Origin of the sequence: Candidatus Burkholderia verschuerenii (assembly GCF_001189365.1) — a bacterium.
GTDB classification, from domain to species: Bacteria; Pseudomonadota; Gammaproteobacteria; order Burkholderiales; family Burkholderiaceae; genus Caballeronia; species Caballeronia verschuerenii.
Genome location: NZ_LFJJ01000071.1, coordinates 1 through 26663, shown reverse-complemented (window position 1 = coordinate 26663; position 26663 = coordinate 1). Strand labels below are relative to the sequence as shown.

Below are 26663 nucleotides of genomic sequence, written 5' to 3'. Positions count from 1 at the left end.
CCCCCCGCCCCGCCCCCCGGCCCGCCGGATTCCCGTGACGCTGCTGCACGATATGCAGACGCGCGACGCGAAGAAGGGCCTGGCGTCGCTGTGTATCGGCGGCGGCATGGGCGTGGCGCTGGCGGTCGAGCGTCCGTAAGCAAGAAGAACATCAGGCAGCACTGGGAAGGGCAAGCGGACGCCGCCGATTCGTGCGTCGTCCGCATAACAAAATGGAGTGAGGAATGGCGAAGCGTATAGCGTATGTAACCGGCGGGATGGGCGGCATCGGCACCAGTATCAGCCAGCGTCTGCTCAAGGACGGCTTCACGGTCGTCGTGGGCTGCGGCCCGAACTCTCCGCGCCGGGTGAAATGGCTCGAAGACCAGAAAGCGCTCGGCTTCGACTTCGTCGCCTCGGAAGGCAACGTCGGCGACTGGGAATCGACCAAGGCCGCGTTCGACAAGGTCAAGGCCGAAGTCGGCGAAGTCGACGTGCTGGTGAACAATGCCGGCATCACGCGCGACGTCGTGTTCCGCAAGATGACGCACGAAGACTGGACCGCGGTCATCGACACGAACCTGACGAGCCTGTTCAACGTGACCAAGCAGGTCATCGACGGGATGGTGGAGCGCGGCTTCGGGCGCATCATCAATATCTCGTCGGTGAACGGTCAGAAAGGTCAGTTCGGCCAAACGAGCTATTCCACTGCCAAGGCCGGCATCCACGGCTTCACGATGGCGCTGGCGCAGGAAGTGGCGACCAAGGGCGTGACGGTCAACACCGTGTCGCCTGGTTATATCGGCACGGACATGGTGAAGTCGATCCGTCCGGAGGTGCTTGAGAAGATCGTCGCGACGATTCCGGTTCGCCGTCTGGGCACGCCCGACGAAATCGGTTCGATCGTGGCGTGGCTGGCGTCGGAGGAGTCCGGTTTTTCGACCGGCGCGGACTTCTCGCTGAATGGCGGCCTGCACATGGGCTAACACGGGCCACCAGGGCCGGCGAGCGGCGGTTTCGCGTGCGATGCGTGTTTGCGTTATGCTCGCGCCGGGCACCAGGTCGCCGCTTGCCGGGTTCATCAACGATGCGGCGAACCAGCAGCAACGCTTTTTTGCGACAACGCAAGACGTGCTTGCTGCCATCGCAGTACAGTCTCGCGTTTAAAGGCGTTCAATGACCACTACTACTACAAAGAAACCCGCCGAACGACTCATCAAAAAGTATCCAAACCGTCGGCTGTACGATACGGAAACGAGCACTTACATCACGTTGTCCGACGTGAAGCAGCTCGTGCTCGATCAGGAAGACTTCAAGGTGCTCGACGCGAAGTCGAACGACGACCTGACGCGCAGCATCCTGCTGCAGATCATTCTGGAAGAAGAGAGCGGCGGCCTGCCGATGTTCTCCTCCGTGATGCTCTCGCAGATCATCCGCTTCTACGGTCACGCGATGCAGGGCATGATGGGCACGTATCTGGAGAAGAACATCCAGGCGTTCATCGATATCCAGCAGAAGCTGTCCGAGCAGAGCAAGGGCATCTACGACGGCAACGCGCTCAATCCGGAAGTCTGGTCGCAGTTCATGAACATGCAGGCGCCGATGATGCAGGGCATGATGACCAGCTACATCGAGCAGTCGAAGAACATGTTCGTGCAGATGCAGGAGCAGATGCAGAACCAGGCGAAGTCGATGTTCAACACGTTTCCGTTTCAGGTGCCGAATCCTCCGACGCCCGAGAAGAAGTAAGCAGGCGGGACGGCGCGTTCATCCGCCGGGGCGTGCGCGCCCCGTGGCGAGATCGCGCGTGCTCAACATCCCGCTCAACTGCCGCCGACCGCCCTCGCCGGATCTTGCGCGAACGCCGCGCCGAAATCCCCGCGATAGGTGTACGAGCCGTGATGCGTGAGCTTCGAAAGCGTATCCACGTAGACCTTTTCGCCGAGATCGCGCCAGCGCCGGCAAAAGGCGTAGTCCTCGGACAGATAGCGGCTCGTTTCCGGCTCCACCATCACGTCGAAGAAGCGGTAGCAGTAGCCGTGCAGCGGCGAACCGGCCGGGGCGTCGGGGATGTACTGCAGTTCCGGCATGCGTTCGATCATTGTCTCCAGCACCGAACGTTTGATGCACATGAAGCCCGTTGGGGCCTCGTCCACTTCCATGAAACCGTCCGCGTCGACATTGAGGTCGGCGTGGTCGCGCGCGTTGACCGGATAGCGCAGCGCGCGCGTCAGAAACTCGTCCTGCGTCATGCCCTCGGGAATCGTGCCGCTCCAGTCGATGCGCTTGAGCGGATACACACCCGTCACCACGTCGCGATCCGCCAGCAAGAGGCGCAGCGCCTGATCGGGCGTGAAGCCGATATCGGCGTCGATCCAGAACAGATGTGTGTGGTGCGTATGCGCCAGAAAATGCGCGACGGCTTCGTTGCGCGCGCGTGACGAGACTTTCGCCGGAACGGATACGCATCGAGCCTTGCACGCCGAGTTGCCAGAGCTCGTTGGTGAGCGAGAGCATGCTGGTGGCGTAGCCGGATGTGACCTGGCCGGAATAGCAGGGGGTGATGAAGAGTGGGTTGAAGTGGCGGAGGGCGGAGTGGTCGAGCATTCGATGCGGAAACGGATGGCGAAGGAGACATCGAGTATGTCCGTCGATTACCGTTCTGAAAATCGGATAAGGACAAAAACGAGTCGCGCGCGTCAGTCAGTCGAAGCGACCCGCGCGCCGCCCCGATGTAAAATAATGGATTGGCTTCGCGCGTCCCCCGCTGCCTCCTACAAAATCGCATCCCCGTGAAAAATTCTTTGGATTCAAGCATCAAGACGGCATCCGTCCCCAAGATCGGCATGGTTTCGCTCGGCTGTCCGAAAGCACTCGTCGATTCCGAGCAGATCATGACCCAGCTTCGCGCCGAAGGTTACGAAATCTCCGGCTCCTATGACGGCGCCGATCTGGTCGTCGTCAACACGTGCGGCTTTATCGACGAAGTCGTGCAGAAGAGCCTGGACGCCATCGGCGAAGCCTTGAGCGAAAACGGCAAGGTCATCGTCACCGGTTGTCTCGGCGCGAAAAAGAGCGCCAGCGGCACTGGCCTGATCGAGGAAGTGCATCCGAAGGTGTGCTCGCCGTCACCGGCCCGCACGCGACCAACGAAGTGATGAACGCGGTCCACACGCACTTGCCGAAGCCGCACGATCCGTTCACCGATCTCGTGCCGCCCGCCGGTATCAAGCTGACGCCGCGTCACTACGCGTATCTGAAGATTTCGGAAGGCTGCAATCACCGCTGCACGTTCTGCATCATCCCGTCGATGCGCGGCGATCTCGTCGGCGCGCTCGGCGAACTCGCCGCGCAATACGGCGCGTGGGTGCGTCTGCATTACGTGTATCCGTATCCGAGCGTCGACGAAGTCATTCCGATGATGGCCGAAGGTCCGTTCAAGGGCCACGTGCTGCCGTATCTCGACGTGCCGTTCCAGCACGCGCATCCGGACGTGCTCAAGCGTATGAAGCGCCCGGCCAACGCCGAGAAGGTGCTCGAACGCGTAAAGGCGTGGCGCGAGCTCTGTCCCGATCTGACCATCCGCAGCACGTTTATCGCGGGTTTTCCGGGCGAAACGGAAGAGCAGTTCCAGACGCTGCTCGACTTCCTGAAGGAAGCGGATCTGGATCGCGTCGGTTGCTTCGCGTATTCGCCGGTCGAAGGCGCGACCGCCAACGAACTCGAAGGCGCGCTGCCCGATGAAGTCCGCGAGGAACGTCGCGCGCGCTTCATGGAACTCGCCGAGGAACTGTCGGCGAAGCACATGAAGAAGAAGGTCGGCAAGACGCTGAAAGTGCTCGTCGATGAAGTGTCGTCGGATGGCGGCGTCGGCCGGACATCGGCGGATGCGCCGGAAATCGACGGCGTGGTCTACATCGCGCCGACGACCAAGGCATCGAAGCGCTACAAGGCCGGCGATTTCGTGTCGGTAAAGATCACCGGCGCCGACGGCCACGATCTCTGGGGCGAGGTCTGATCATGCCGCGCATGCCACAGGTTCTCGGGCTCGGCGAGGCGATGGTCGAGTTCAATCAGTCGAAGCGCGACGAGCCGAATTACCTGCAAGGCTTCGGCGGCGACGTATCGAACTTTCTGATCGCGGCGGCGCGGCAGGGCGCGGCGACGGGCTTCGTGTCCGCCGTCGGCAACGATCATTTCGGACAACTGCTGCTCGATCTGTGGCGCGCCGAAAACGTCGATACGTCGACGGTGCGCGTCGATCAGGATGCGCCCACGGGCGTGTACTTCGTGTCGCACGGCGAGAACGGGCATCGCTTCGACTATCTGCGCGCGGGTTCGGCGGCGAGCCGTTACGCGCCGTCGCATTTGCCGCTCGATGCCATCGCGTTGGCCAAGGTCCTGCATCTGTCGGGCATCAGTCTCGCGATCGGCGTGTCCGCCTGCGATTCGGCGCTCGCCGCCATCGACTACGCGCGCAAGCACGGCGTCAAGGTCAGCTTCGATACGAATCTGCGCCTCAAGCTGTGGCCGCTCGCCCGCGCCCGCGCCGTGATGACCGAAGCGATCCGCGCCGCCGATATCTGTCTGCCGAGCTGGGACGATGTCACGCTGCTCACCGGCCACGAAGATAAAGACGCCATCGTCGATGCGTTGCTGAATCTCGGCCCGAAGATCGTCGCGCTGAAACTCGGCCGCGAAGGCGCATACATCGCGATGCCCGACGAGCGGCGCGTGGTGCCCGGCCGCGTCGTGCAGGCGGTCGATGCGACCGGCGCGGGCGATTGCTTCGGCGGCGCGTTTATCGCGCGCATCGTCGCGGGCGATGATCCTTTCTCCGCCGCGCGCTATGCAAATGTCGCGGCTGCGCTGTCGACCCAAGGTTTCGGCGCGGTCGCCCCGATCCCGCACAAGGCCACGGTGGAGCAGGCGCTCGCCGAATAGGCGGAACAAGCGGAATCGGCGGAATCAGCGCGCGCGGCGCTTGTCGAACATAATCGAACGAACACTCAACCAGCGGAGACTCGATATGCAGCGAGAAGTGGTGGTAGTGAGCGGCGTGCGGACGGCAATCGGCGATTTCGGCGGCGCGCTGAAGGATTTCACGCCGACCGATCTCGGCGCGCGCGTGGTGCGCGAGGCGCTGACGCGCGCGAACGTGCAGGGCGATGAAGTCGGCCATGTCGTGTTCGGCAACGTGATCCAGACCGAACCGCGCGACATGTACCTTGCGCGCGTCGCGGCGCTCGACGGCGGCGTCACGCAGCATGCGCCCGCGCTCACGGTGAATCGTTTGTGCGGCTCGGGTTTGCAGGCCATCATCTCGGCATCGCAATCCATCTTGCTGGGCGACGCGGATATCGCCATCGGCGGCGGCGCGGAAAACATGAGCCGCGCGCCGTACATCATGCCCGCCGCGCGTTTCGGCCAGCGCATGGGCGATGCGCGCATCGTCGACATGATGGTCGGCGCGCTCAACGATCCGTTCGACAAGATCCACATGGGCGTGACGGCGGAAAACGTCGCGGCCAAGTTCGGCATCACGCGCGAGATGCAGGACGCGCTGGCGCTCGAATCGCATCGCCGCGCGGCGAAGGCGATCGAAGCCGGTTACTTCAAGGACCAGATTCTGCCGATCACGCTGGCATCGAAGAAGGGCGACACCGTGTTCGATCAGGACGAGCACGTGCGCCTCAACGCGACCGCCGAAGACTTCGCCAAGCTGAAGCCGGTGTTCGCGAAGGAAAACGGCACGGTCACAGCGGGCAACGCATCCGGCATCAACGACGCGGCCGCGGCCGTCGTGCTGATGGAACGCGGCGCGGCGGAAAAGCGCGGCGCGAAACCGCTCGCGCGGCTGGTCGCCTACACGCATGCGGGCGTCGATCCGAAGATCATGGGCATCGGCCCGGTTCCCGCCACGCAGAAAGTGCTCGAACGCTCGGGCCTGAGCATCAATGATCTCGACGTGATCGAAGCCAACGAAGCCTTCGCCGCGCAAGCCTGCGCCGTTACGAAGGAACTGAAGCTCGATCCCGCGAAGGTCAATCCGAACGGCTCGGGCATTTCGCTCGGGCATCCGATTGGCGCGACCGGCGCGCTGATCACCGTGAAGGCGCTGTACGAATTGCAGCGCATCGGCGGTCGCTATGCGCTGGTGACGATGTGCATCGGCGGCGGGCAGGGTATTGCGGCGATCTTCGAGTGCATCTGAAGTTTTGTATCGGAAGGAAAGAAGGATGATTCGAAGCAAGCAGGCGTCGCGCGCGTGCGCGGCGCTGACTCTATCGGTAACGGTGGCCGCGCTGGCGGCATTGGCGGGCTGCAATTCGCCGATGCCCAAAGCGTCGCAAGGCGTGATTCCGGCCAACGAGCGCGAGCCCGCCGGCGCGGATGCCCACGGCGCGCAGGAAGCCATCAAGGAACTCGCGCTGCCGCCGAAAAAACCGCTGACGCCGAATCCCGACTACGCGCGTTTTCCGCGCTATATCGGCACGCTCGGCGATAAGCAGATCGAAATGAAGCTTGGCGCCAAGACCGGTCCCGACGCCGATCCTTCCGGCGTGCACGGCGAGTATCAGATCGCCGGCAGTCCGTCGGTGATTCTCGTCGCGGGCGACCGTGACGGCGATACGCTCGAAGTCGAGGAATCGAACGACGGCACGCATATCACGGGCAACTGGATCGGCAAGTTCGCGGCGGACGGCAGCGTGTCCGGCGAGCGCATGGACCCGGACGATTCCAACGCGCAGCCGTTCGATCTGCGTCCGGCGGTCGCCGGCAAGACCTTGCCGCCGGTGAGCCAGGCGAAACCGAAGCCCGCGCCCGCCGCGCCGTCGCTTGAACCCGCGCTGCCGTCGGCGCCAAAGAACGCGGTCGGCGGCACGAGCAACGTGATCATCGGCGAATAGCGCGCCCTATCTTTGACGCCGCTGGCGAGTCCGGCGGCGTTTTTCATTTTCAGCATCGAAACGTCATGAGCGATTCAAAACAACCCGATCTGCAAACCAGCATCGTGCAGCCCGACGATCGCATCACGCCCGGCTTCGAGTCGTTCGCGGTGCCGGTCGTGCGCGGCTCGACGGTCGTGTTCCCCAATCTCAAGGCGATGCGTGATCTCGTCTGGAGCGACGACTCGAAGTGGCGCTACGGCCTGCACGGCACGCCCACCACGATGACGCTCGCGCAGCGGCTCGCGGCCATCGAAGGCGGCGAGTGCGCGTTGTTGCAGCCGTCCGGGCTCGCGGCGATTTCCAACGTGTACTTCGGGCTGGTGAAGTCGGGCGATCACGTGCTGATTCCGGACAACGTCTACGGTCCGAATCGCGATCACGCCGACTGGTTCGCCGCCGATTTCGGTCTCGACGTGACGTACTACGCTACGATCCGATGATCGGCGCGGGCATCGTGAATCTGTTGCGCCCGAACACGAAGCTCGTGTGGCTCGAAGCGCCCGGCTCGGTGACGATGGAAGTGCAGGACGTGCCGGCCATCGTCGCGGCGGTGCGCGGGCGCGGCATCGTGATGGCGATCGACAACACGTATTCGGCCGGCCTCGCGTTCAAGCCTTTCGATCACGGCGTCGATATCTCGGTGCAGGCGCTGACGAAGTATCAGTCGGGCGGCAGCGACGTGCTGATGGGCGCGACCATCACGCGCGACGAGGAACTCCACAAGAAGCTCAAGCGCGCGCGCATGCGGCTGGGCGTGGGCGTGTCGTCGGACGATGCATCGCTCGTGCTGCGCAGCCTGCCGTCGATGAAACTGCGCTACGAGGCGCACGATCGCGCGGCGCTGGACCTGGCGAAGTGGCTCAAGGCGCGTCACGAGGTAGCCGCGGTGCTGCATCCGGCGATCGCCGATTGTCCGGGGCACGCGTTCTTCGAGCGCGATTTCACGGGCGGCGCGGGCGGTCTGTTTTCGATCGTGTTCGACAAGCGCTATAGCGCGGCGCAGGTCGATGCGTTCGTCGAGGCGCTCGGGCTGTTTTCGATCGGCTGGCTGGAGCTGGGGCGGCTCGCACAGCCTCGCGATGCCGTACACCATTCGCTCGATGCGCACGGCATCGGAATGGCCGCACGACGGCGTGCTGGTGCGCTTGTATATCGACTTGGAAGACGTGGGCGATTTGCGCGCCGATATCGACGCCGCGATGGCGAAAGCTTTCGCGTGAGCTCTGAAGCTGCGGCGTCTCGTGTTCGACTTCAGAACAGCCGCAGCAATCCGTCCAGTCCGACGAAGTTGAACGCGACACTCGCCGCCTGCCGCACCACGGGCTTCGCGCGAAACGCGACCGACAGTCCCGCTTCGGCCATCATCTTGAGATCGTTGGAGCCGTCGCCCATCGCGATGGCGCGCGCCGGTTCGATGCCGAGTTTGGCGCAGGTTTCGCGCAGCGTGCGCGCCTTCACGTCGGCATCGACGATTTCGCCGAGCACCTTGCCGGTCAGCTTGCCATCGACGATTTCGAGCGTGTTGGCGTTGGTGTAATCGAGGCCGAGCCGCGCTTTCAGCCGCTCCGTGAAAAACGTGAATCCGCCCGATACCAGCAGCGTCTTGAGCCCGGCGGCGCGCGCGCCTTCGAGCATCTTTTCCGCGCCCGGCGACAAGTGCAGACGTTCCTCGTAGACGCGTTCCAGCGCGCTCGCGTCGAGTCCCTTGAGCAAGGCGACGCGGCGCGTCAGGCTTTCCCGGAAGTCCTTGATTTCACCGCGCATCGACGCTTCGGTGATCGCCGCGACTTCCGCCTTCAGCCCGCAAAAATCCGCGATCTCGTCGATGCATTCGATCGTGATCAGCGTCGAATCCATGTCCATCGCGACGAGGCCGAAGTCCGACAGCTTCGCGCCTGGCGCGATATACGCGTAATCGAGCTGATGCGTGCCGCAATAGGTGTCGACATCGGGACGTTGCAGCGGATCGGCGTCGACCAGACGCAGACGCGTGTCGTCGAGTTGCACGGTTTCGCGCGAGCGGGCGAGGGCGGCGAGCGGGCGCAGATGCGGCTCGGAAATCGGCGTAAGGCTTTGAATGACGAGGTTCATCGGCGGAGCGGCCTGAAGGCATGAAGGCATGAAGGCATGAAGGCGGGAAGTCGCTATTGTACGGTTCCCGCGGCGTCGGATTAACGCTGCACGCGCGCCGGATCGACATCCCAGTACGGCGGCTCGCCGAATTGCGCGGTCAGGAAGTCGATAAACGCGAGCGTTTTCGGCGGCACGAACGCGCGGCTCGGATACACCGCCCAGATCGCGACCGTCTGCGCGAGCGGATAGTCGTCGAGCACGGTGACGAGTTCGCCGCTCGCCAACAGCGGCGCGACGCTCCAGGTCGATTTCAGCCCGATGCCGATGCCTGCCGCCAGCGCATCGCGAATCACTTCGCCGTTATCGGTGACGGGCCGCCCGGACACGCGCACGTTGATCACGCCGGTCGGCGTGACGAAGGCCCAGTCGCGCTGATCGGCGAGGATCACGCACTCGTGCTGCGCCAGATCGGCCGGATGGCGCGGCGTGCTGTGCTCGGCCAGATACGCGGGCGACGCGCACAGCACGCGCCGGTTGGTCGCGAGTTTGCGGGCGACCAGCGTCGAATCCTTCAGCGCGCCGATGCGGATCGCCAGATCGATGCCTTCGTCGACCAGATCGACGATCTGATCCGTCATCCGCAACTCGATCGATACGCCCGGATGCGCGCGCAAGAACGCCGGAATCAGCGGCGAAATATGCTGACGCCCGAGCGACGACGGCATGGTCACACGCAATCGCCCGTGCGGATGTTCGCGCGCGTGCCCGACCGAGGCGCGCGCGGCCTCGGCGGCCTCGAGCAAGCCGCGCGCGTGCGCCGCGAAAATTTCGCCTTCCTGCGTGACGGACACCCGCCGCGTCGTCCGATGCAGCAACCGCGCGCCCAGCATGCGCTCCAGCGCCGCGATGCGCGCGCTCGCCACCGCGCCGGCGACAAGCCGAACTCCCGCGCCGCCGACGACAGATTCGCCAGCGCCGCCGCGCGCACGAACAGCCCGACATCGAGCAGATCGAGCCGCTCGCGCGGACCGCCTTCCGTCAACGCATCGCTCGCCATTTGATGGATTTCCCGAAAAATGTTTCAGTGATTATGACTGTTTTCGAGAAGCCCGATGCGCACTACCATGACTTCATGCAATCGAATTCCACTCAAGGAGCCAACATGAAAGCCATCGGACTCACGCGTTATCTGCCGATTTCGAATCCCGAATCGCTCGTCGATATCGAACTGGACAAGCCCGTGCCGACCGGCCGCGATCTGCTGGTGAAGGTCGAGGCGATCGCGGTCAACCCGGTCGATACCAAAGTGCGCGCGCCGAAGGACAAGGTCGAGGACACGCCGCGCGTGCTCGGCTGGGATGCGGCGGGCGTGGTCGAAGCGGTCGGGCCGGACGTCACGCTGTTCAAGGCGGGCGACCCGGTCTACTACGCGGGCGATATCACGCGTCAGGGCGCCAATAGCGAGTTTCATCTGATCGACGAGCGTATCGTCGGCGCCAAGCCGAAGTCGCTCGATTTTACCCACGCCGCCGCGCTGCCGCTGACGACCATCATTGCGTGGGAAGCGATGTTCGATCGCCTGAACATTTCCGCCGAAGGGCGCGACGCGGGCAAGTCGGTGCTGATCATCGGCGGGGCGGGCGGCGTGGGGTCGATCGGCATCCAGCTGGCCAAGCGCGTCGCCAAGCTGCAGGTGATCGCGACGGCGTTGCGGCCGGAATCGGCGAAGTGGGCGGAGGATCTCGGCGCGGATCGTATCGTCAATCACTTCGGCGATATTCCGCAGCAGATGAAGGACATCGGCTTCCCGCAAGTCGATTACGTGCTGATCTTCAACGACACCGACGTGCATTTTCCGGCGGCGGCGGTCATCAAGCCGCAGGGCGGCATCTGCACGATCGTCGAAAACGCGAAGCCGCTGCCCGTCGAATTGTTGAAGCAGAAGAGCGGCGCGTTCCATTGGGAATGGATGTACACGCGCTCGATGTTCCAGACGCCCGACATGATCGAGCAACACAAGCTGCTCTCGGAAGTGGCGCGGCTGATCGACGCAGGCGCGATCCGCACGACGCTCGGCCGCGATCTCGGCAAGATCAATGCGCAGAATCTGCGCGAGGCGCATCGCCTGCTGGAAGAAGGGCGCGCCATCGGCAAGCTCGTGCTGACGGGCTTTTGAGCGACCGATGAAACGATCCGCCGGTTGATTCACGCCAGGCCGCGCCCTCGGGTTTTCCACTACGATGCCCTCGGATGCGCGGCGCTAGACTGGCTCCGCATAGCGCGTTTCGGACAGGACGCGGCGCGAGGTTTGCGCCGTACACGGTCACCCACAAGCGCATGAAACGGAGGTGTCGGCATGAATCGTCGTTCGAACGTTTATCGCCTCGTTCCCGCCGCCGCGCTCGCCCTGTGCGCGTTCGCGACGGTCCATGCGACGCCCGGCATCAAGGTGTTGTCGGAAGCGCCCAACGATGGCCCGATCAAATACACCGTGAAGATGGAGTCGAAGAATTTCGGCAACGAGCAGGAGACGCGCACCATCCGCTCCGGCCAGACCGACGACTTCACCTGGCAGGGCAGCGCGCCGAGCGGCGCGCAGGCGGTCGCGGACGCGTGTTCCGATTCGGCATCGGTGCCCAAGAGCGCGGACGGCGCGGCGGTGCGTCAGGTGCAGATCCGCTTCGCGCCGGTCATCGGCGACAACGGCGCGGCCAATGTGCAGATCAGTTTTCGCGCGTATGCGCCCAAGGGCGTGAACAAGGTCACCGTCAACGGCAAGAGTCTGCAATGCCCGACGGACAATCGCTTCAGTCAGATCGTGCGCTTCACGATGGCGACCGCCACCGGCTCGAAGAAAACCGTCACGCTCGATGACGGCACGCAACTGACCGTCACCGCAAGCCGCAAATAACATCTCTTCGCTGGCGATATCGGTGCGTGCCCATGCGCGTCGATCGAATATCGCAACTAACGGTTTGTTTCTCCGCCGTCCGCGTCAAGCGGCCTCGCGTAGTGTTCCTCTGTAAAGCTTGCAGATAAGCATCGGCGATTTTGCGCGCGCGGGGCAGACGGCGCGCGCGCCAAGCGTTTGCGGCCGATGGCATGTTTCCTGTTTTACCTCACTTCTCCCACCCATCGACCCGTTCCGACAGCGAGGTAATCGCGATGCCGCACATGATCTAGAAAGGCGCGATCAGCTTCGGGTTGGTCCATGTTCCCGTGCAACTTTATCCGGCGACGCAGTCGGAGAAGGTCGGCTTCAATCTGCTCGACAAGCGCTCGATGGACCCCATCGGCTACAAGCAGATCAACAAGAACACTGGCAAGGAAGTCACGCGCGACAACATCGTGCGTGGCTTCGAGTACGAGAAGGGCAAATACGTCGTGATGACCGATGCCGAAATCCGCGCGGCCAATCCCGAGCAGACGCAGACGGTCGATATCCTCGCCTTCGTCGATGCGCCCGACATCTCGTTTCTGTCGCTCGACACGCCGTACTATCTCGCGCCCGATCGCAAGGGCGAAAAGGTCTACGCGCTGCTGCGCGATGCGCTGAAGGATACCGGCAAGGTCGGCATTGCCAGTGTCGTGCTGCACAACAAGCAGCATCTCGCCGCGCTGATTCCGGTCGGCCCGGCGCTGGCGCTCAATACGCTGCGCTGGGGCGACGAAGTGCGCGACTTCAGCGAGTTCAAGTTCCCCGACGAGGATACGAAAAAGGCCGGCGTCACGCCGAAGGAACTCGACATGGCCAAGCGCCTGATCGACGACATGAGCGATTCGTGGGATCCGGCGAAGTATCACGACACTTTCCGCGACGACATCCTCGCGATGGTCGAGAAGAAGGTGAAGCAGGGCAAGGTCGCGGAAGTGATGAAGGTCGACGAAGGCGGCGAGGAAAAGGCATCGGCGGATATCCTCGACTTGTCGGAATTGCTCAAACGCAGCCTGAAAAAAGGCGGCACGACGACTAAGCGCGGCGCGGCATCCTCATCGAGCGCAACGGACGACGATAGCGACGGTGAAGAAACCGCGCGTCCCGCACGCAAGACCGCGACGCGCCGCAAGCGCGCCTGACGTTGGATCGACATCGCGATGGCCGGCAAACTCGACACGTATCAAAGCAAGCGCCGCTTCAATCAGACGCCCGAGCCTTCGGGCGCGGCGCAGAAGGCGGCGCGCAAAACCGCCGCGCAGGGAAACAGGCGCGCGGCGAAGTCGCGTGCGCTGTCCTTCGTGATTCAGGAGCACGACGCGCGTCGTCTGCATTACGACTTTCGGCTCGAACTCGACGGCACGCTCAAATCATGGGCCGTGCCGAAAGGCCCGAGTCTCGATCCGTCGGTCAAGCGGCTGGCGGTGCATGTCGAGGATCATCCGCTCGACTACGGCTCGTTCGAAGGCGAGATTCCCGAGGGCAATTACGGCGCGGGCAGTGTGATCGTCTGGGATCGCGGGACGTGGGCGCCGCAAAGCGGCAGCATCGCCGATGCCGCGCGCGAGTACGAGAAAGGCAAGCTCAAGTTTACGCTCGACGGCGAAAAGCTGCACGGCGGCTGGACGCTCGTCAAAAGCCATATGCGCGGCAGCGGCGACAAGGAGCAATGGCTGCTGATCAAGGAACGCGACGACGACGCGCGTCCCGAATCCGAATACGACGTGTTGAAGAAGCAGCCCGGCAGCGTGATGTCCGAATCGACGGGCGCAGTGCGTGAGCGCAAAGCCAAGAAGACCGTGCGCAAGAAGGCCAACGGTCACGATCATCCCGATATCGTCGCGACGCGCAATGCCGAGTCGTTGCGCACCTTGTCGCACGAACCGGCGATCGAAGGCGCGCGCAAAGCCAAACTTCCCGCGACCTTCAAGCCGCAACTCGCGACGCTCGTCGATACTGCGCCGCCCGGCGACGATTGGGCCTACGAAATCAAGTTCGACGGTTATCGCGTGCTGGTGCGCGTGCAGACGATCAAAGGCAAACGCGACATCCGCATCTTCACGCGCAACGGCAACGACTGGACCGCGAAATTCTCGAAGCAGATCGACGCGCTGGCGCAACTCGATATCGACGATGGCTGGCTCGATGGCGAAGCCGTCGTGCTCGACGATCGCGACCTGCCGGATTTTCAGGCGCTGCAGAACGCGTCCGATGTCGGCCGTCCGCAGGATATCGTCGTGTACTTCTTCGATTTGCCGTTTTTGAACGGCTACGACTTGCGTCATGTGCCGCTCGTGCAGCGCCGCGCGTTGCCGAAGGTGCTGATCGAACCCGTCGACGATCCCGTGTTGCGCTACTCGCAGGACTTCGCTTTCCACGCCGACGATCTGCTCAAGAGCGCGTGCGATATGTCACTCGAAGGCATCATCGGCAAGCGGGTGGACGGTGGCTATGTGTCCGGGCGCAGCAGCGCGTGGATCAAGCTCAAGTGCCGGCGTCGGCAGGAATTCGTGATCGGCGGTTATTCGGAGCCTTCGGGCAGTCGCGCGCAGTTCGGCGCGTTGCTGCTCGGCGTGTACGACGCGAACGGCAAGCTGAATTACGCCGGACGCGTGGGCAGCGGCTTCGATCACGCGACGCTCGTCGCAGTGAAGAAGGAACTCGACAAGCGCGAAACCGCGCGCATGCCGTTCGCGAGCGAGCCGCAGGAGCGTAGCCGCACGAAGGTGCATTGGGTGAAGCCGCAACTCGTCGCCGAATGCAATTTCGCGGAATGGACCAAGGAGCGCATCGTGCGTCTGGCGTCGTTCGTGAGTCTGCGCGACGACAAACCCGCGAGGCAGATCGTGAAGGAAGAACCGAAGCCGTCGAAGAAAGTGGCCGCGAAGAAAACAGCGGCCAAAAAAACCGCAGCGAAAAAGACTACCGATAAAGCCGAAGTCGATGGCGTGAAGATCAGCCATCCGGATCGCGTGATCGACAAGTCATCGGGCTATAAAAAGATCGATGTGGTCGAGTATTACGCGGCGGTCGCGGAGTGGATGCTGCCGCATCTGAAGGATCGGCCCGTGTCGCTGGTGCGCGCGCCGGAGGATATCGGCGGCGAACTGTTCTTTCAGAAGCACAGCGCCAAGCTCGCGATTCCGCATATCACGCAGCACGCGGATATCGATCCGGGGCATCCGCCGTTGCTGACCATCGAATCGCCGGAAGCGCTGGTCGGCACGGCGCAAATGGGCACGATCGAACTGCATACGTGGAACGCGCTGGCATCAAACATTGAGAAGCCGGATCGCATGGTGTTCGATCTCGATCCGGGCGAAGGCGTCGGCTGGAAACGCATGGTCGAAGCCGCGAGACTCACGCGCGATCTGCTCAAGGAACTCGGCCTCGAATCGTTCTGCAAGACGAGCGGCGGAAAAGGCCTGCATGTGATCGTGCCGCTGGCGAAGCAGGCCGGCTGGGACGACATGAAAGACTTTTCGCAAGCCGTCGCCCAGCATATGGCGAGCACGTTGCCGAAGCTCTTTTCCGCGAAGATGGGCATGCAGAATCGCAAGGGAAAGATCTTTATCGACTATCTGCGCAATAACCGCGGATCGAGCACGGTGGCGGCGTTTTCACTGCGCGCGCGGCCCGGACTCGGCGCGTCGATGCCGGTCGCGTGGGATGAACTCGACGATATCGCGAGCGGCGATCAGTGGAACATCGGCAATGTGATGGAGCGCATGAACGCGTTGCGCGGCGATCCGTGGCAGGGCTACGGCAAGCTTCGTCAGCGCATGACGGCGGAGATGAAAAAGCGCCTCGGGCTGACGAAATAACCGCGCGGCACGAACAATGCGCGACGTCACGCGTAAGACTTAAAAACTATAGCGTGGAGGGAATCATGAAACAGGCGACCACCGCCCCGGAAAGCGCGCCCGAACGCGGCCGCGAAATGTAGAGCAAAAATCTCGAACGACGCGCGCAGGACGATGCATCGAACGCGCCCTTGCCGCATGAAGCCGATCAGAGCGTCGAGTCGCAGAACGATCGCGAACCGCGCGATGTCGGCAAGCAGGCGCACGAGGATATCGAACGCGGCGTCGTCGATACGGATCGTCGCGGCGGCGACGATTATCAGCGCGACGAACATGCCAACGTCAACAGCGGCAAGGCGCAAAAACGCTGATGCCGTCCTTCAATGTCCTTTCATAATTTGGTTCATGCATGACATCGCGAGGAGGCGTTGCGTAGAATGGATTGCTATCGTCGGGCCGCTTCGATAACACGTTGTTTCTACCGGCCCGGCTCATCATTCCGCACATGTCTCCGGTAAGCGATGCCGAAATCACGCGTCGTCTGCCGGCCCAAACGCTCAAGCCTACTCACCGGAACATGCAACACATTCTCCTGTCCCGTCTCAAGCACGACACCGCCGCGTCGCATACGCGTTTAGAGAACGCGCTCGACCTGATGCGGGACGATATGCAACGCGATGAGTACATCGTGCTGCTCGAGCGTTTTCATGGTTATGTCGCGCCCTGGGAAGATGCCGTGGCCGCCGCGTTGCCCGCATCGCTCGCCGGCTTCTTCGATGCGCGACGCAAGACCGCGCTGCTTGCCGCCGATCTCGCCGTATTGACCGGCGAGCGCGACGCGATTGTGCCGCCAGCCACGCGCGATCTTCCGGCGCTGCCGAATATCGGCGCGGCCTTCGGCTCGCTGTACGTGATGGAAGGCTCGACGCTCGGCGGCCGGTTTATCGCGCCGCATATCGCGCGTCTGCTCGACCTCGCGCCGCGGCAGGGCAATGCCTATTTCGATGCCTACGGCGATCGCACCGGCAGCATGTGGAACGCCTTCCGCGATACCGCCGCCGCCACGGTTCCCGAATCGCAATACGACGATGCCGTGCAGGCCGCGATCGCCACCTTCGATGGCCTTCAGGCGTGGCTGTGCAGCGCGCCGCTCGAAGCACAGGCGGCGGCATGAGCCATTCAAAGGACGGCGCGACACCCGGCGGCGCCAACGGCCCGCCCGACGCCGGAGCGCGCCGGCGCACGCTCGATTCGGGCATCGCCAGCAAGGATTGCGATGCCGAGCCGATCCACATTCCGGGCGGCATTCAGCCGCACGGTTATCTGATCGTGCTGTCGGCGGATCTGCGTATCGTGCAGGTCAGCGAAAATCTGTTTGCGCTCACGGGACAATCGCCCGACGCGCTGCTGGGCCAGCCGGTCGATGCAATCCTCGGCGCGGACGGCGCGCAACGCGTCGCGCAGGCGGCGAACCGGGCGGGCGAACTGGAAGACGCGCCGCTTTACGTCGGCGCGATCGACTGCACATTCGATACGAAAGCACAGCGCTTCGATCTCACCGCGCATCGGCATGACGGCACGCTGATCGTCGAGATGGAAGCGGCCGCCGCTTCCGGCGATGCTTTCGCATCGATCTATCCGCTCACGCGCACCTTCGCGCGCGGCTTGCAGAACGCGGGCACGGTGCAGGAACTGGCGGATCTCGCGGTGCGCGAAGTCCGCGCGATCACGCGCTTCGGCCGCGTGATGCTCTACAGCTTCGACGAGGAAGGCCGCAGCCACGTGCTCGCCGAAGACCGCGATCCGGACTACGCGTCGTTCCTGCATCAGTTTTTCCCGGCATCCGATATTCCGCGACAGGCGCGCGCGCTGTATCTGCGCAATCGCATCCGCCTCGTCGCCGATGTGAACTATCGGCCCGCGCCGCTGGTGCCGCCACTCAATCCGCTGACCGGACGCCCGACCGATCTCACCTACGCGACGCTGCGCAGCTTCTCGCCCGTGCATCTCGAATACATGCGCAACATGAACACGCATGCATCGATGTCGGTGTCGATCATCGTGCGCGGTCAGTTGTGGGGACTCATTTCCTGCCACGATCACGACGCGCGTTTCGTGCCGTTCAATACGCGGCTCGCCGTCGAGCATCTCGGGCACATGCTGTCCTTGCAGATCGAGGCGAAGGAAGAACGCGCGGAAGGCGAATATCTCGCCGGTCTGCGTCGCACGATGGGCCGTCTGATTGGCGCGATGGGCGAGCACGAGAACTTTGTCGCGGGCCTGCGCTCGGTGCCGGAAGACGTGCTGAGCTTCGCGCGCTCGGCGGGCGCGGCGATCGTGCTGAACGACCAGATCACGCTGATGGGCTCCACGCCCGACGAAGCCACCGTGCGCGAACTGACGCAATGGCTCGCGGAAAACACCAGCGGCATCTGGGCCACCGATTCGCTGGCGCGCGAATGGCCGCCCGCGAAGGCGCACGCGGATCGCGCGTGCGGCGTGCTGGCGGTGCCGGTGTCGCAAATCTTCCGCAACTATCTGTTATGGTTCCGGCCCGAGCTGATGCAAACCATCAAGTGGGCGGGCGAGCCGGTCAAGATCACCGATGCCGACGGCGCCAACGCGCCGCGCACGAACTTCTCGCCGTGGCTAGAAACGGTGCGCGGTCATTCGGCGATGTGGCGTCCGGGCGAACTCGAAATTGCCGGCGAATTGCGCGGCGCGTTGTTCAATATCGTGCTGCGCCGCGCGGAAGAACGCGCCGAACTGGCGAACGAACTGGCGCGCGCCAACAAGGAACTGGAAGCGTTTTCCTATTCCGTGTCCCACGATTTGCGCGCGCCGCTGCGGCATATCGCGGGTTACGGCGATCTGCTGCGCGAGCTGGAAGGCGATCGCATCGCGGAGAAGAGCAAGCGCTTTCTCAACAATATGCTGGATTCGGCGCGCTTCGCGGGGACGCTCGTCGACGATCTGCTGACGTTTTCGCAGATGGGCCGCGCCGCCTTGCGTCCCGCGCCGGTGGACCTCGGGCAACTGGTGCGCGTGATCGTGCAGGAGTGCGAGGCCGATACGCCGACGCGTCATATCGAGTGGGTGATCGGCGATTTGCCGCGCGTGGTCGGCGATGCCGCTTTCCTGCAACTGGCCGTGCGCAATCTCATTTCGAATGCGGTGAAATATACGAGAACGCGGGAATCGGCAAAAATCGAGATTTCGGCCACCCGCACCGACGACGAATACATCATTGCCGTGCGGGACAACGGCGTCGGCTTCGACATGAAATACGGAGCCAAGCTGTTCGGCGTATTCCAGCGGCTGCATCGCGCGGAGGAATTTGAGGGCACGGGCATCGGTCTTGCCAATGTGCGGCGTATCGTGGAACGCCACGAAGGCCGCACCTGGGCGGAAGGCCGATTGGGAGAAGGCGCGACATTCTACTTTTCCCTGCCGATCGTATTTCGCGATGTGAAAGGCACAGTGATTGGCGCGAGCGCCCGCGCATCATCCGGCGCACCGGCAACGACATCAAGACCAGACCATGCTTAAACCGATATTGCTCGTCGAAGACAATCCCAACGACCTCGAACTGACGCTGGTCGCGCTCGACAAGAGCCAGCTCGCCAACGAGGTGATCGTCGCGCGCGACGGTCAGGAAGCCATCGACTATCTGACGAGCGAGGGCGAATGGAAGGACCGCGCGCCCGGCAATCCCGCCGTGATCCTGCTCGACCTGAAGCTGCCGAAAGTGGACGGGCTCGAAGTGCTCGGGCAAATTCGCGCGAACGCCGCGCTCAAAAGCATTCCGGTGGTGATGCTCACGTCCTCGCGCGAGGAGCAGGACCTGATCCGCAGCTACGAGCTGGGCGTCAACGCATATGTGGTGAAGCCGGTCGAGTTCGCGGAATTCGTCGAGGCCATCAGCGATCTCGGCGTGTTCTGGGCCGTGCTCAACGAACCGCCGCCGGGCTCCACGCGCTTTCGCCGTCTGCCGCCGACGCAATGAGCGCCGCGCCCATGTCCGCGACCCGACTGTCCCCCGCGCGATCGCGCTTATCGAGCGAGGCCGCCTAGACCATGCAGCCGTTGCATCTGCTTCTCGTCGAAGACAACGCACTCGATGCGGAGCTGACGATCGCCCAGCTCGAACGCGCCGATTACACGGTGGATGCGACCATCGTGTACGACTCGGCGAATTTCATCGACGCGCTCGCGCAGAAGCACTTCGACGTGATCCTCGCCGATTTCGTGATGCCCACGTTCTCGGGCATCGAGGCGCTGACGATCGCGACCGAGCGCTCGCCGGACACGCCGTTCATCTTCGTGTCGGGGTTGCTGGGCGAGGAACACGCGGTCGACATGCTCAAGCGCGGCGCCACCGATTACGTGCTCAAGCAGCGCCTGCAACGTCTGCCCGCCGTCGTGCGCCGCGCGATGCGCGAAGCCGCCGAGCGCGCGCAACGGATTGCGGTTGAGCGCGCGCTGCGCGAAACCGAGACGCACTTTCGCCTGCTGATCGACGCGCTCAAGGATTACGCGGTCATCACGCTCGATCCGGAAGGGCGCATTCGTACCTGGAACGCGGCGTCGGAGCGCATTCTGGGCTTTCCGGCGCAGGACGTGCTGGGCACGAGCGCGAGCATTTTCTATAACCAGGAAGATCGCGAAGCGGGCGTGTTCGATGCCGAACTCGACACCGCGCGCCGCGAAGGCAGCGCGAGCGACGACCGCTGGCTGTGGCGCAAGGACGGCCATTCGTTCTTCGCCTCGGGCGTGACGACGGCGATCCGCAGCGAACAGAACGAACTGATCGGTTTTTCGAAGATCGTGCGCGACGCGACCGATGCGCATATGGCCGCCGATGCCTTGCGTCTCGCCAAGGATCAGGCCGAATCCGCGAATCGCGCGAAGGATCACTTTCTGGCGGTGCTGTCGCACGAATTGCGCACGCCGCTCACGCCGATTCTCGCGGCCGTGCGTCTGCTGGAAATGAAGCATTCGCTGTCCGCCGAAGCGCTGCCGACGCTCGACCTGATCCGCCGCAATGTCGAACTCGAAGCGCGTCTGATCGACGATCTGCTCGATCTGACCAGCATCGCGCGCGGCAAGCTGAGTCTGAATTTCGCGAGCGTCGCGCTCGATACGCTGTTGACCAGCGCGCTCGACATGTCGGAAGCCGATCTGCGCGCCAAGACGCTGACGCTGGAAACGCACTTCGACGCATCGTGTTTCGTCGTGCTGGGCGACGCCGCGCGGCTGCAGCAGATCGTCTGGAATCTGATGAAGAACGCGGTGAAGTTCACGCCCGCAGGCGGACGCATCGAGGTGCGGACGTGGAATCCGGATCCGGCGACCATCGCGGTATCGGTGACGGATAGCGGCATCGGCATCAGCGCGGAAGCGTTGCCGCGCATTTTCTCGGCCTTCGAACAGGCCGACGATTCGATCACGCGTTCCTTCGGCGGGCTGGGCCTCGGGCTCGCCATCGCCAGCACGCTCGCGCAGAAGCACGGCGGCACGCTGTCGGCCTACAGCGAAGGCCGCGACACCGGCGCGCGCTTCACGCTGACCTTGCCGCTCGCGCGCATTCAGCCCGCTCACGCCGATGCGCCGCTGCCCGAAGCCGCGCGCGACCGCCACGCCAGTTCGCTGCGCGTGCTGCTGGTCGAGGACAACGAGCAGACTTCGTCGGCGATGGCCGAAGTGCTCGAAATGCTCGGTCACGAAGTGGAAGTGGCGACGACCGTCGCCAGCGCGCTCGAACAGGCGAACGGCGGCCCGTTCGATCTGCTGGTCAGCGATATCGGCCTGCCGGACGGCAGCGGTCTCGATATCGCGCGCGCGTGGACCCAGCTTCAGCCGGCGAAACCGTCGATCGCCATCACCGGTTACGGGATGGACGAGGACATCCGCCGTTGCCGCGAAGCCGGGTTTCGCGATCATCTGACCAAACCCGTCAATTTTTCGCGTCTCGAAGCACTGATCGAAAAGCTGGCGGAAGGCGCGGCGGAATAAGCTTCGCGTCGCCCGCATCGAAAAATTTTGCGTTTTCCGTCGGGGGCGATGTCGATTGACGGCATGCTCATACGTTGTAGCGTATGAGAGCGGCGCCATTCCGGCGCGGCCTCGTTCCTCACCAACGGAGCCAACATGTCCACACCCGCCGTTCAGCCGGTCCCCGAGAACATGCACACGCTGACCCCGCATCTGTGTTGCGCGGGCGCGGCCGACGCCATCGAGTTCTACAAGCGGGCGTTCAATGCCATCGAACTGGGCCGTCTGCCGGGTCCGGACGGCAAGCTGATGCACGCGATGGTCAAGATCGGCGATTCCATGCTGATGCTCGTCGATGAAAATCCCGCCTTCGGCATGCTCGGCGCCAAGGCGCTGAAAGGCTCGCCGGTGACCATCCATATGTACGTGGAAGATGTCGATGCCACCGTGCGTCAGGCCGTCGACGCCGGCGCGACCGTCACCATGCCGGTCGCCGACATGTTCTGGGGCGACCGCTACGGACGCCTCGAAGACCCGTTCGGCCATCAATGGTCGATCGCGACGCATCAGCGCGACTGCACGCCCGAAGACATGAAAAAGGCGATGGCCTCGATGGGTCAGGACTGCGCCTGATTTCCCGCGTCGTCATCCTTCCACGAAATGGAGCACCTCATGCAAAAGATTTCCCCTTGCCTGTGGTTCGAGGGCAGTGCGGAAGAAGCCGTGAACTATTACGTCGCCACCTTCAAGAGCGCGCGCATCAAGGAGACGATGCGGCACACCAAATCGAGTCCGGGCGCGGAAGGCACGCCGCTGGCTTTCCTGTTCGAACTGGAAGGGCAGGATTTCATGGCCATCAATGGCGGCTCGGAGTTCAAGTTCACGCCGGCTCTTTCCATGTTCATCCGATGCGATTCGCAGGAAGAGATCGACCACTATTGGGACCGGCTGATGGACGGCGGCGCGTCGATGGCGTGCGGTTGGCTGACTGACCGCTTCGGCGTGACATGGCAGATCGCGCCGCGCGAACTGACGTCGATGCTTCAGGACCCCGATCCCGTCAAGGCCGATCGCACGATGAAGTCGATGATGGGCATGATCAAGCTCGACATGCGCGAACTCGAACGCGTCTACAACGGCGAGTAACGCAAGCCGCGAGAAGAAGCGGAAGCGTCACGTACTCCGCTTCTTCGCCCGCCGCTCGACCAGCTTCGACGCCATGAAGCGATGATCCGGCGAGAACAGCCGCCGGTACGTCAGCATCACCGCGCCGACCACGCCGAGCGCGGACGCCGCCGCGATCAGAAACATGATCACGATCTGATAGCGCACGGCCTGCAACGGCGACTGGCCCGCCAGCACCTGACCGGTCATCATGCCCGGCAAGCTGACGAGGCCGACCACGGCCATCTGGTTGAGCGTCGGAATCATCCCGGTGCGCACGGCCTGACGCGCCGGGCCTTGCGCGGCTTCCCAGCGCGTCGCGCCCAGCGCGAGCGACATCTCCACCGCGCCGCGTCCCGAGGTCAGTTCCTCCGTCATCCGTTCGATGCCGAGCGACACGCCCGTTAGCGTATTGCCGAGGATCATGCCGAGAATCGGAATCGCGTATTGCGGCTCGTACCACGGATGGATGCGCATCACCGCGAACAGCCCGAACGCGCCGATCACCCACGCGCTGCCCCAGATCGACACGATGCTGTCGACGCGCTGTCCCGCATACGTGCGCCGTCCGCGATCCGACGCGGCGAGCCCGGCGATAACGGTCATCAGCGCCATCAGCGGCAGCACGACATACCAGCGCGCGAAGCTGAACACCCAGCCGAGCACATAGCCGATCAGCAGCAACTGCACGACGGTGCGCACCGCCGCGATCAGCAGCTTGCGCTCGAGACCGAGATTGAGCGCGACGGACAACGCGCCGTTCACGACGATCAGCATCGACGCGAGCGCGAGATCGAACAAGCTCAACGGTTGATACGTGCTCATGCCGATGCCTCCCGGTCGCCGAGCACGCCCGCGTTCATCGTCAGATGCCGCGTGGCGACGCGCAGCGCCTGCGCCGGATCGTGCGAAACCCAGATGAAGGCGCGGCCGGCGTGCGCGGCGAACCACGCATCGACGAGCGCTTCGATGGAACGCGCGGACGCCGGATCGAGCGAGGCGGTCGGTTCGTCGAGCAGTAGCACGTCGAACGCGAGTTGCAGCACGCGCACGAGCGCGGCGATCTGCGCTTCGCCGCCGGACAGGTCGCTTGCGAACTTGTCCAGAAAGTCCGCGCCGCGCCCGGCCGCTTCGGCGAGGCGCATCGCGATTTCACGGTCGAAGCGCACGTCGCGATAGGCCTTCAGCAAATACGGATACCGCAGATTGTCCTCGACGCTGCCATCGAGCATCGCGGGCCGCTGCGCGATATACGCGACGCGCCGCCGATACGCCGGAATCCCCGTTCGCGCGATGCGCTCGCCGCGCCACGTCACGTAACCGGCGTCGCACGGATCGAGCAGCGCCAGCGTGCGCAGAAATACGCTTTTGCCCGAGCCCGACGGCCCGGTGATGGTCGCGCGTTCGCCTTCGTTCAGCACGAAATCGGTGGGATGCAGCAGGATCGCGCCGCGCGCGGCATCGCGGCGCATGACGCCGTGCGTGGCGATCAGCGCGGCCTTTGGCATCGGCATGGGCGGGTCGTGGGGACGTGGTTTTTGTTGCACGACATCATACGGAAAAACGGGTCCGGAAGGCTTAGGCCGCGCCTTCGCCTGGAATGCTGGCACACGACATGCTGCCGCATCAAGAATCAGAAAAAACGGATGGAACCGACATGGCGCAAGCCCATACCGGCAGGAGAATCGGCAAAATCGTCGCATGGTTTTTCGGCATTCTGGCGATCCTGATCGCGATTTTCGTCGTTATCTTTCTGACCTTCGACTGGAATCGGCTGCGGCCTTATATCGACGACAAGGTGTCGGAGGCGATCGGCCGCCGGTTCGAAATCACCGGCGATCTGAAAGTCGGCTGGCATCGTCCGCCCAACGAAACGGGCTGGAAACGCTGGGTGCCGTGGCCGCGCTTTTCCGCCGAGAAGTCACCATCGCCAATCCGGACTGGACTCGCCAGCAGCATTTCGCCACGCTCGACGAGATCGATTTTCAGGTGGAAGTGCTGCCGCTGCTCGCGCACGACATTGTGGTTCCTACCATCAATCTCGTGAATCCGGCGATCGATATCGAGCGTCTCAAGGACAACCGCAATAACTGGACGTTCAAGTTCAAGCAGTCGAACGAGCCGTCGACGTGGAATCTCAAGCTCGGCGATATTTCGCTCGCCAAAGGCACCGTCGATGTCCACGACGAAGTGACCAAGGCGGAAATGAACGTCGTCATCGATACGCTTGGTCAGCCCGTGCCGATCGGCGACGTGATGAAGCAGCAGGAAGCGGCGTCGGCGAAATCGTCGGCGGAAATGGTCGGCAAGAGCGGCGCGAACAAGCTGAACAAGCAGGCCGATGCGGCGGCGGCATCCGAAGCGTCGGCGGCATCGGCGGCGTCCGCTGCGGCGGCGGCACAGGCTTCGTCGCCGAATCCGGCGAGCGTATCGGCGAATACGAGCATCACGGCCAAGGACGCCCCGAAGACGCCGATCCCGCCGTATGCCTTCGGCTGGACCGTGAAAGGCACGTATAACGGCGGCAAGGTTTCGGGCGACGGCAAGCTCGGCGGCGTGCTCGCCGTGCAGGACGCGACGCGCCCGTTCTCCGTGCAGGCCGACGTGCGTCTGGGCGATACGCATATCGCCTTCGTCGGCACCGTCACCGATCCGGCGCATCTCGCGGCGCTCGATCTGCGGCTGTGGATTCAGGCCGTCAGCATGGCGCAGCTGTATCCGTTCACCGGCGTGACCTTGCCGGAAACGCTGCCGTTCGCGACCGAAGGGCGTCTCACCGGCCAGTTCCGCGCGGACGGCAACGTGTTCCATTACGAGAACTTCACGGGGCGCGTCGGCGGCAGCGATATCAACGGTTCGCTCGTGTATGCGAGCAAGAAGCCGCGTCCGCTGCTCAAGGGCGAACTCGTGTCGCATCTGCTGCAGTTCAAGGATCTCGCGCCGATCATCGGCGCCGATTCGAACGCGAGCAAGGCCAAGCGCGGCGAAACGGAGAAGCAGCCGTCGTCGAAGGCCCTGCCGACCGAGGAGTTCAAGACCGACCGCTGGAAGGCGATCGATGCCGACGTGAAGTTCACGGGCGAGCGCATCATCAAGGATCCGGACCTGCCGATCACCAATCTCTACACGCACGTGATCATGAACGATGGCGTGCTGTCGTTCGAGCCGCTGAAGTTCGGCGTCGCCGGCGGGTCGATTGCGAACAACATTCATCTCGACGGCAGCGGCGTGCCGCTGAAAGGGCGGTTCTCGACGGAGGCGCGGCATCTGAAGCTCAGGCAGTTGTTCCCGACCGTGAAGACGATGCAATCGGCGCTGGGCGAAATCAACGGCGACGCCGCGCTGTCCGCGACCGGCAATTCGCCGGCGGCGCTTGCGGCGACATCGAACGGAGAAGTGAAGCTGCTGGTCACGCAGGGCACCGTGAGCCGTCTATATATGGAAGCGGCGGGCCTCAACGTGGCGAACGTGGTCTACGAAAAGCTGTTCGGCAAGCGCGATGTGAACATCAACTGCGCGGCGGCGGATTTCGTCGTCACCGATGGCGTGCTCGATTCGCGCGTCTTCGCGCTCGATATCGACGACGCGGTGATCAACGTCGACGGCAATATCAATCTGAAGAACGAACAGATGGATCTAGGCTCTGTTCACATTTGAAGAAATGTGTTTACATCTCATCTTTTGCGTAAGCGATCAAGATGAGTCGAATGTTGCTGACCGATGAGATATGGGGACGACTGGAGTCCATTGTTCCGGGTAAGC

21 protein-coding genes and 4 pseudogenes are annotated in these 26663 nt (G+C 63.4%); 20 read left to right on the top strand and 5 right to left on the bottom strand.

Going from position 1 to position 26663, the window contains the following annotated elements:
- From BVER_RS30150 to phaR, 3 genes are all read left to right on the top strand, one after another.
- Nucleotides 1-139: hypothetical protein (locus BVER_RS30150; RefSeq protein ID WP_157056068.1), on the top strand; the 139-nt coding region annotated here is incomplete at its 5' end.
- Between the two features lie 85 nt (nt 140-224).
- A complete protein-coding gene (locus BVER_RS14225; RefSeq protein ID WP_050453859.1) occupies nt 225-965 on the top strand; it encodes a 3-ketoacyl-ACP reductase in 741 nt (246 codons plus the stop codon).
- Between the two features lie 190 nt (nt 966-1155).
- Nucleotides 1156-1728, top strand: coding sequence for a polyhydroxyalkanoate synthesis repressor PhaR (gene phaR / locus BVER_RS14220; RefSeq protein WP_050453858.1), 573 nt, complete (start codon nt 1156-1158; stop codon nt 1726-1728).
- A 74-nt stretch (nt 1729-1802) separates the two neighbouring features.
- Here the strand turns inward: phaR and BVER_RS33835 are convergent, their stop codons facing one another.
- Nucleotides 1803-2309 carry a hypothetical protein gene (locus tag BVER_RS33835; protein WP_232316543.1) on the bottom strand — a complete coding sequence of 169 codons (507 nt, stop codon included), beginning with the start codon at nt 2307-2309 and terminating at the stop codon, nt 1803-1805.
- A 516-nt stretch (nt 2310-2825) separates the two neighbouring features.
- Between BVER_RS33835 and BVER_RS14210 the strand changes: the two are divergent.
- From BVER_RS14210 to BVER_RS14190, 5 genes and pseudogenes are all read left to right on the top strand, one after another.
- A pseudogene (locus BVER_RS14210) lies at nt 2826-3997 on the top strand (radical SAM protein).
- Between the two features lie 2 nt (nt 3998-3999).
- Nucleotides 4000-4923 carry a sugar kinase gene (locus BVER_RS14205; RefSeq protein WP_050453857.1) on the top strand — a complete coding sequence of 308 codons (924 nt, stop codon included), beginning with the start codon at nt 4000-4002 and terminating at the stop codon, nt 4921-4923.
- 85 nt (nt 4924-5008) lie between these two features.
- Nucleotides 5009-6193 (top strand): beta-ketothiolase BktB, encoded by a 1185-nt coding sequence (gene bktB, locus BVER_RS14200; protein ID WP_050453856.1) that lies wholly within the window; start codon nt 5009-5011, stop codon nt 6191-6193.
- Between the two features lie 25 nt (nt 6194-6218).
- Complete coding sequence (locus BVER_RS14195) at nt 6219-6890, top strand: hypothetical protein (protein ID WP_050453855.1); 672 nt, start codon at nt 6219-6221, stop codon at nt 6888-6890.
- 65 nt (nt 6891-6955) lie between these two features.
- Nucleotides 6956-8152 (top strand): annotated as a pseudogene (locus BVER_RS14190) (cystathionine beta-lyase).
- A gap of 31 nt (nt 8153-8183) precedes the next feature.
- On the opposite strand, the gene serB reads toward BVER_RS14190, so the two are convergent.
- Complete coding sequence (gene serB / locus BVER_RS14185) at nt 8184-9023, bottom strand: phosphoserine phosphatase SerB (protein ID WP_050453854.1); 840 nt, start codon at nt 9021-9023, stop codon at nt 8184-8186.
- Between the two features lie 80 nt (nt 9024-9103).
- Nucleotides 9104-10062 (bottom strand): annotated as a pseudogene (locus BVER_RS14180) (LysR family transcriptional regulator).
- A 105-nt stretch (nt 10063-10167) separates the two neighbouring features.
- On the opposite strand from BVER_RS14180, the gene BVER_RS14175 reads away from it, so the two are divergent.
- The 11 genes from BVER_RS14175 to BVER_RS14125 all read left to right on the top strand — a co-directional run bounded on the left by BVER_RS14175 (nt 10168) and on the right by BVER_RS14125 (nt 22883).
- Nucleotides 10168-11181, top strand: a complete 1014-nt coding sequence (locus BVER_RS14175; RefSeq protein WP_050453853.1) for a zinc-binding alcohol dehydrogenase family protein — start codon at nt 10168-10170, stop codon at nt 11179-11181.
- A gap of 180 nt (nt 11182-11361) precedes the next feature.
- Nucleotides 11362-11916, top strand: a complete 555-nt coding sequence (locus BVER_RS14170) for a DUF6013 family protein (RefSeq protein WP_050453852.1) — start codon at nt 11362-11364, stop codon at nt 11914-11916.
- A 281-nt stretch (nt 11917-12197) separates the two neighbouring features.
- Nucleotides 12198-13082: a non-homologous end joining protein Ku gene (gene ku, locus BVER_RS14165; RefSeq protein ID WP_232316544.1), complete on the top strand. Its 885-nt coding sequence runs from the start codon at nt 12198-12200 to the stop codon at nt 13080-13082.
- An 18-nt stretch (nt 13083-13100) separates the two neighbouring features.
- The gene (gene ligD, locus BVER_RS14160; protein WP_050453851.1) at nt 13101-15764 is read left to right on the top strand and encodes a DNA ligase D; all 2664 of its coding nucleotides are present in this window, start codon (nt 13101-13103) and stop codon (nt 15762-15764) included.
- Between the two features lie 170 nt (nt 15765-15934).
- Entirely contained in the window at nt 15935-16114 is a 180-nt protein-coding gene (locus BVER_RS14155; protein ID WP_332309104.1) for a hypothetical protein, read from the top strand.
- A 206-nt stretch (nt 16115-16320) separates the two neighbouring features.
- Nucleotides 16321-16917 carry a biliverdin-producing heme oxygenase gene (locus tag BVER_RS14150; protein ID WP_050453862.1) on the top strand — a complete coding sequence of 199 codons (597 nt, stop codon included), beginning with the start codon at nt 16321-16323 and terminating at the stop codon, nt 16915-16917.
- Nucleotides 16914-19292 (top strand): ATP-binding protein, encoded by a 2379-nt coding sequence (locus BVER_RS14145; protein WP_050453850.1) that lies wholly within the window; start codon nt 16914-16916, stop codon nt 19290-19292. Before BVER_RS14150 ends, BVER_RS14145 begins: the two co-directional genes overlap by 4 nt.
- Nucleotides 19285-19749 carry a response regulator gene (locus tag BVER_RS14140; protein WP_050453849.1) on the top strand — a complete coding sequence of 155 codons (465 nt, stop codon included), beginning with the start codon at nt 19285-19287 and terminating at the stop codon, nt 19747-19749. The genes BVER_RS14145 and BVER_RS14140 overlap by 8 nt, the downstream gene beginning before the upstream one ends.
- 71 nt (nt 19750-19820) lie before the next feature.
- The gene (locus tag BVER_RS14135) at nt 19821-21758 is read left to right on the top strand and encodes a hybrid sensor histidine kinase/response regulator (RefSeq protein ID WP_050453848.1); all 1938 of its coding nucleotides are present in this window, start codon (nt 19821-19823) and stop codon (nt 21756-21758) included.
- A gap of 135 nt (nt 21759-21893) precedes the next feature.
- A complete protein-coding gene (locus BVER_RS14130; protein ID WP_050453847.1) occupies nt 21894-22370 on the top strand; it encodes a VOC family protein in 477 nt (158 codons plus the stop codon).
- Between the two features lie 39 nt (nt 22371-22409).
- Nucleotides 22410-22883 (top strand): VOC family protein, encoded by a 474-nt coding sequence (locus BVER_RS14125; RefSeq protein ID WP_050453861.1) that lies wholly within the window; start codon nt 22410-22412, stop codon nt 22881-22883.
- Between the two features lie 27 nt (nt 22884-22910).
- On the opposite strand, the gene BVER_RS14120 is transcribed toward BVER_RS14125, so the two are convergent.
- Nucleotides 22911-23726, bottom strand: coding sequence for an ABC transporter permease (locus BVER_RS14120; protein WP_050453846.1), 816 nt, complete (start codon nt 23724-23726; stop codon nt 22911-22913).
- Nucleotides 23723-24409, bottom strand: a complete 687-nt coding sequence (locus tag BVER_RS14115) for an ABC transporter ATP-binding protein (protein ID WP_050453860.1) — start codon at nt 24407-24409, stop codon at nt 23723-23725. The genes BVER_RS14120 and BVER_RS14115 overlap by 4 nt, the downstream gene beginning before the upstream one ends.
- A 149-nt stretch (nt 24410-24558) precedes the next feature.
- Between BVER_RS14115 and BVER_RS14110 the strand changes: the two are divergent.
- Nucleotides 24559-26543: pseudogene (locus tag BVER_RS14110) on the top strand (AsmA family protein); the annotation flags it as partial.
- Between the last annotated feature and the right edge of the window lie 120 nt (nt 26544-26663).

What these genes read in the sequence shown, in the direction of transcription:
- BVER_RS14150 (WP_050453862.1), top strand. Translation starts at nt 16,321, where the DNA reads ATGCAACACATTCTCCTGTCCCGTCTCAAGCACGACACCGCCGCGTCG.
- BVER_RS14120 (WP_050453846.1), bottom strand. Translation starts at nt 23,726, where the DNA reads ATGAGCACGTATCAACCGTTGAGCTTGTTCGATCTCGCGCTCGCGTCG.
- BVER_RS14140 (WP_050453849.1), top strand. Translation starts at nt 19,285, where the DNA reads ATGCTTAAACCGATATTGCTCGTCGAAGACAATCCCAACGACCTCGAA.
- BVER_RS14145 (WP_050453850.1), top strand. Translation starts at nt 16,914, where the DNA reads ATGAGCCATTCAAAGGACGGCGCGACACCCGGCGGCGCCAACGGCCCG.
- ligD (WP_050453851.1), top strand. Translation starts at nt 13,101, where the DNA reads ATGGCCGGCAAACTCGACACGTATCAAAGCAAGCGCCGCTTCAATCAG.
- BVER_RS14195 (WP_050453855.1), top strand. Translation starts at nt 6,219, where the DNA reads ATGATTCGAAGCAAGCAGGCGTCGCGCGCGTGCGCGGCGCTGACTCTA.
- BVER_RS14135 (WP_050453848.1), top strand. Translation starts at nt 19,821, where the DNA reads ATGCAGCCGTTGCATCTGCTTCTCGTCGAAGACAACGCACTCGATGCG.
- bktB (WP_050453856.1), top strand. Translation starts at nt 5,009, where the DNA reads ATGCAGCGAGAAGTGGTGGTAGTGAGCGGCGTGCGGACGGCAATCGGC.
- serB (WP_050453854.1), bottom strand. Translation starts at nt 9,023, where the DNA reads ATGAACCTCGTCATTCAAAGCCTTACGCCGATTTCCGAGCCGCATCTG.
- BVER_RS14205 (WP_050453857.1), top strand. Translation starts at nt 4,000, where the DNA reads ATGCCGCGCATGCCACAGGTTCTCGGGCTCGGCGAGGCGATGGTCGAG.
- BVER_RS14125 (WP_050453861.1), top strand. Translation starts at nt 22,410, where the DNA reads ATGCAAAAGATTTCCCCTTGCCTGTGGTTCGAGGGCAGTGCGGAAGAA.
- BVER_RS14170 (WP_050453852.1), top strand. Translation starts at nt 11,362, where the DNA reads ATGAATCGTCGTTCGAACGTTTATCGCCTCGTTCCCGCCGCCGCGCTC.
- phaR (WP_050453858.1), top strand. Translation starts at nt 1,156, where the DNA reads ATGACCACTACTACTACAAAGAAACCCGCCGAACGACTCATCAAAAAG.
- BVER_RS14175 (WP_050453853.1), top strand. Translation starts at nt 10,168, where the DNA reads ATGAAAGCCATCGGACTCACGCGTTATCTGCCGATTTCGAATCCCGAA.
- BVER_RS14130 (WP_050453847.1), top strand. Translation starts at nt 21,894, where the DNA reads ATGTCCACACCCGCCGTTCAGCCGGTCCCCGAGAACATGCACACGCTG.
- BVER_RS14115 (WP_050453860.1), bottom strand. Translation starts at nt 24,409, where the DNA reads ATGCCAAAGGCCGCGCTGATCGCCACGCACGGCGTCATGCGCCGCGAT.
- BVER_RS14225 (WP_050453859.1), top strand. Translation starts at nt 225, where the DNA reads ATGGCGAAGCGTATAGCGTATGTAACCGGCGGGATGGGCGGCATCGGC.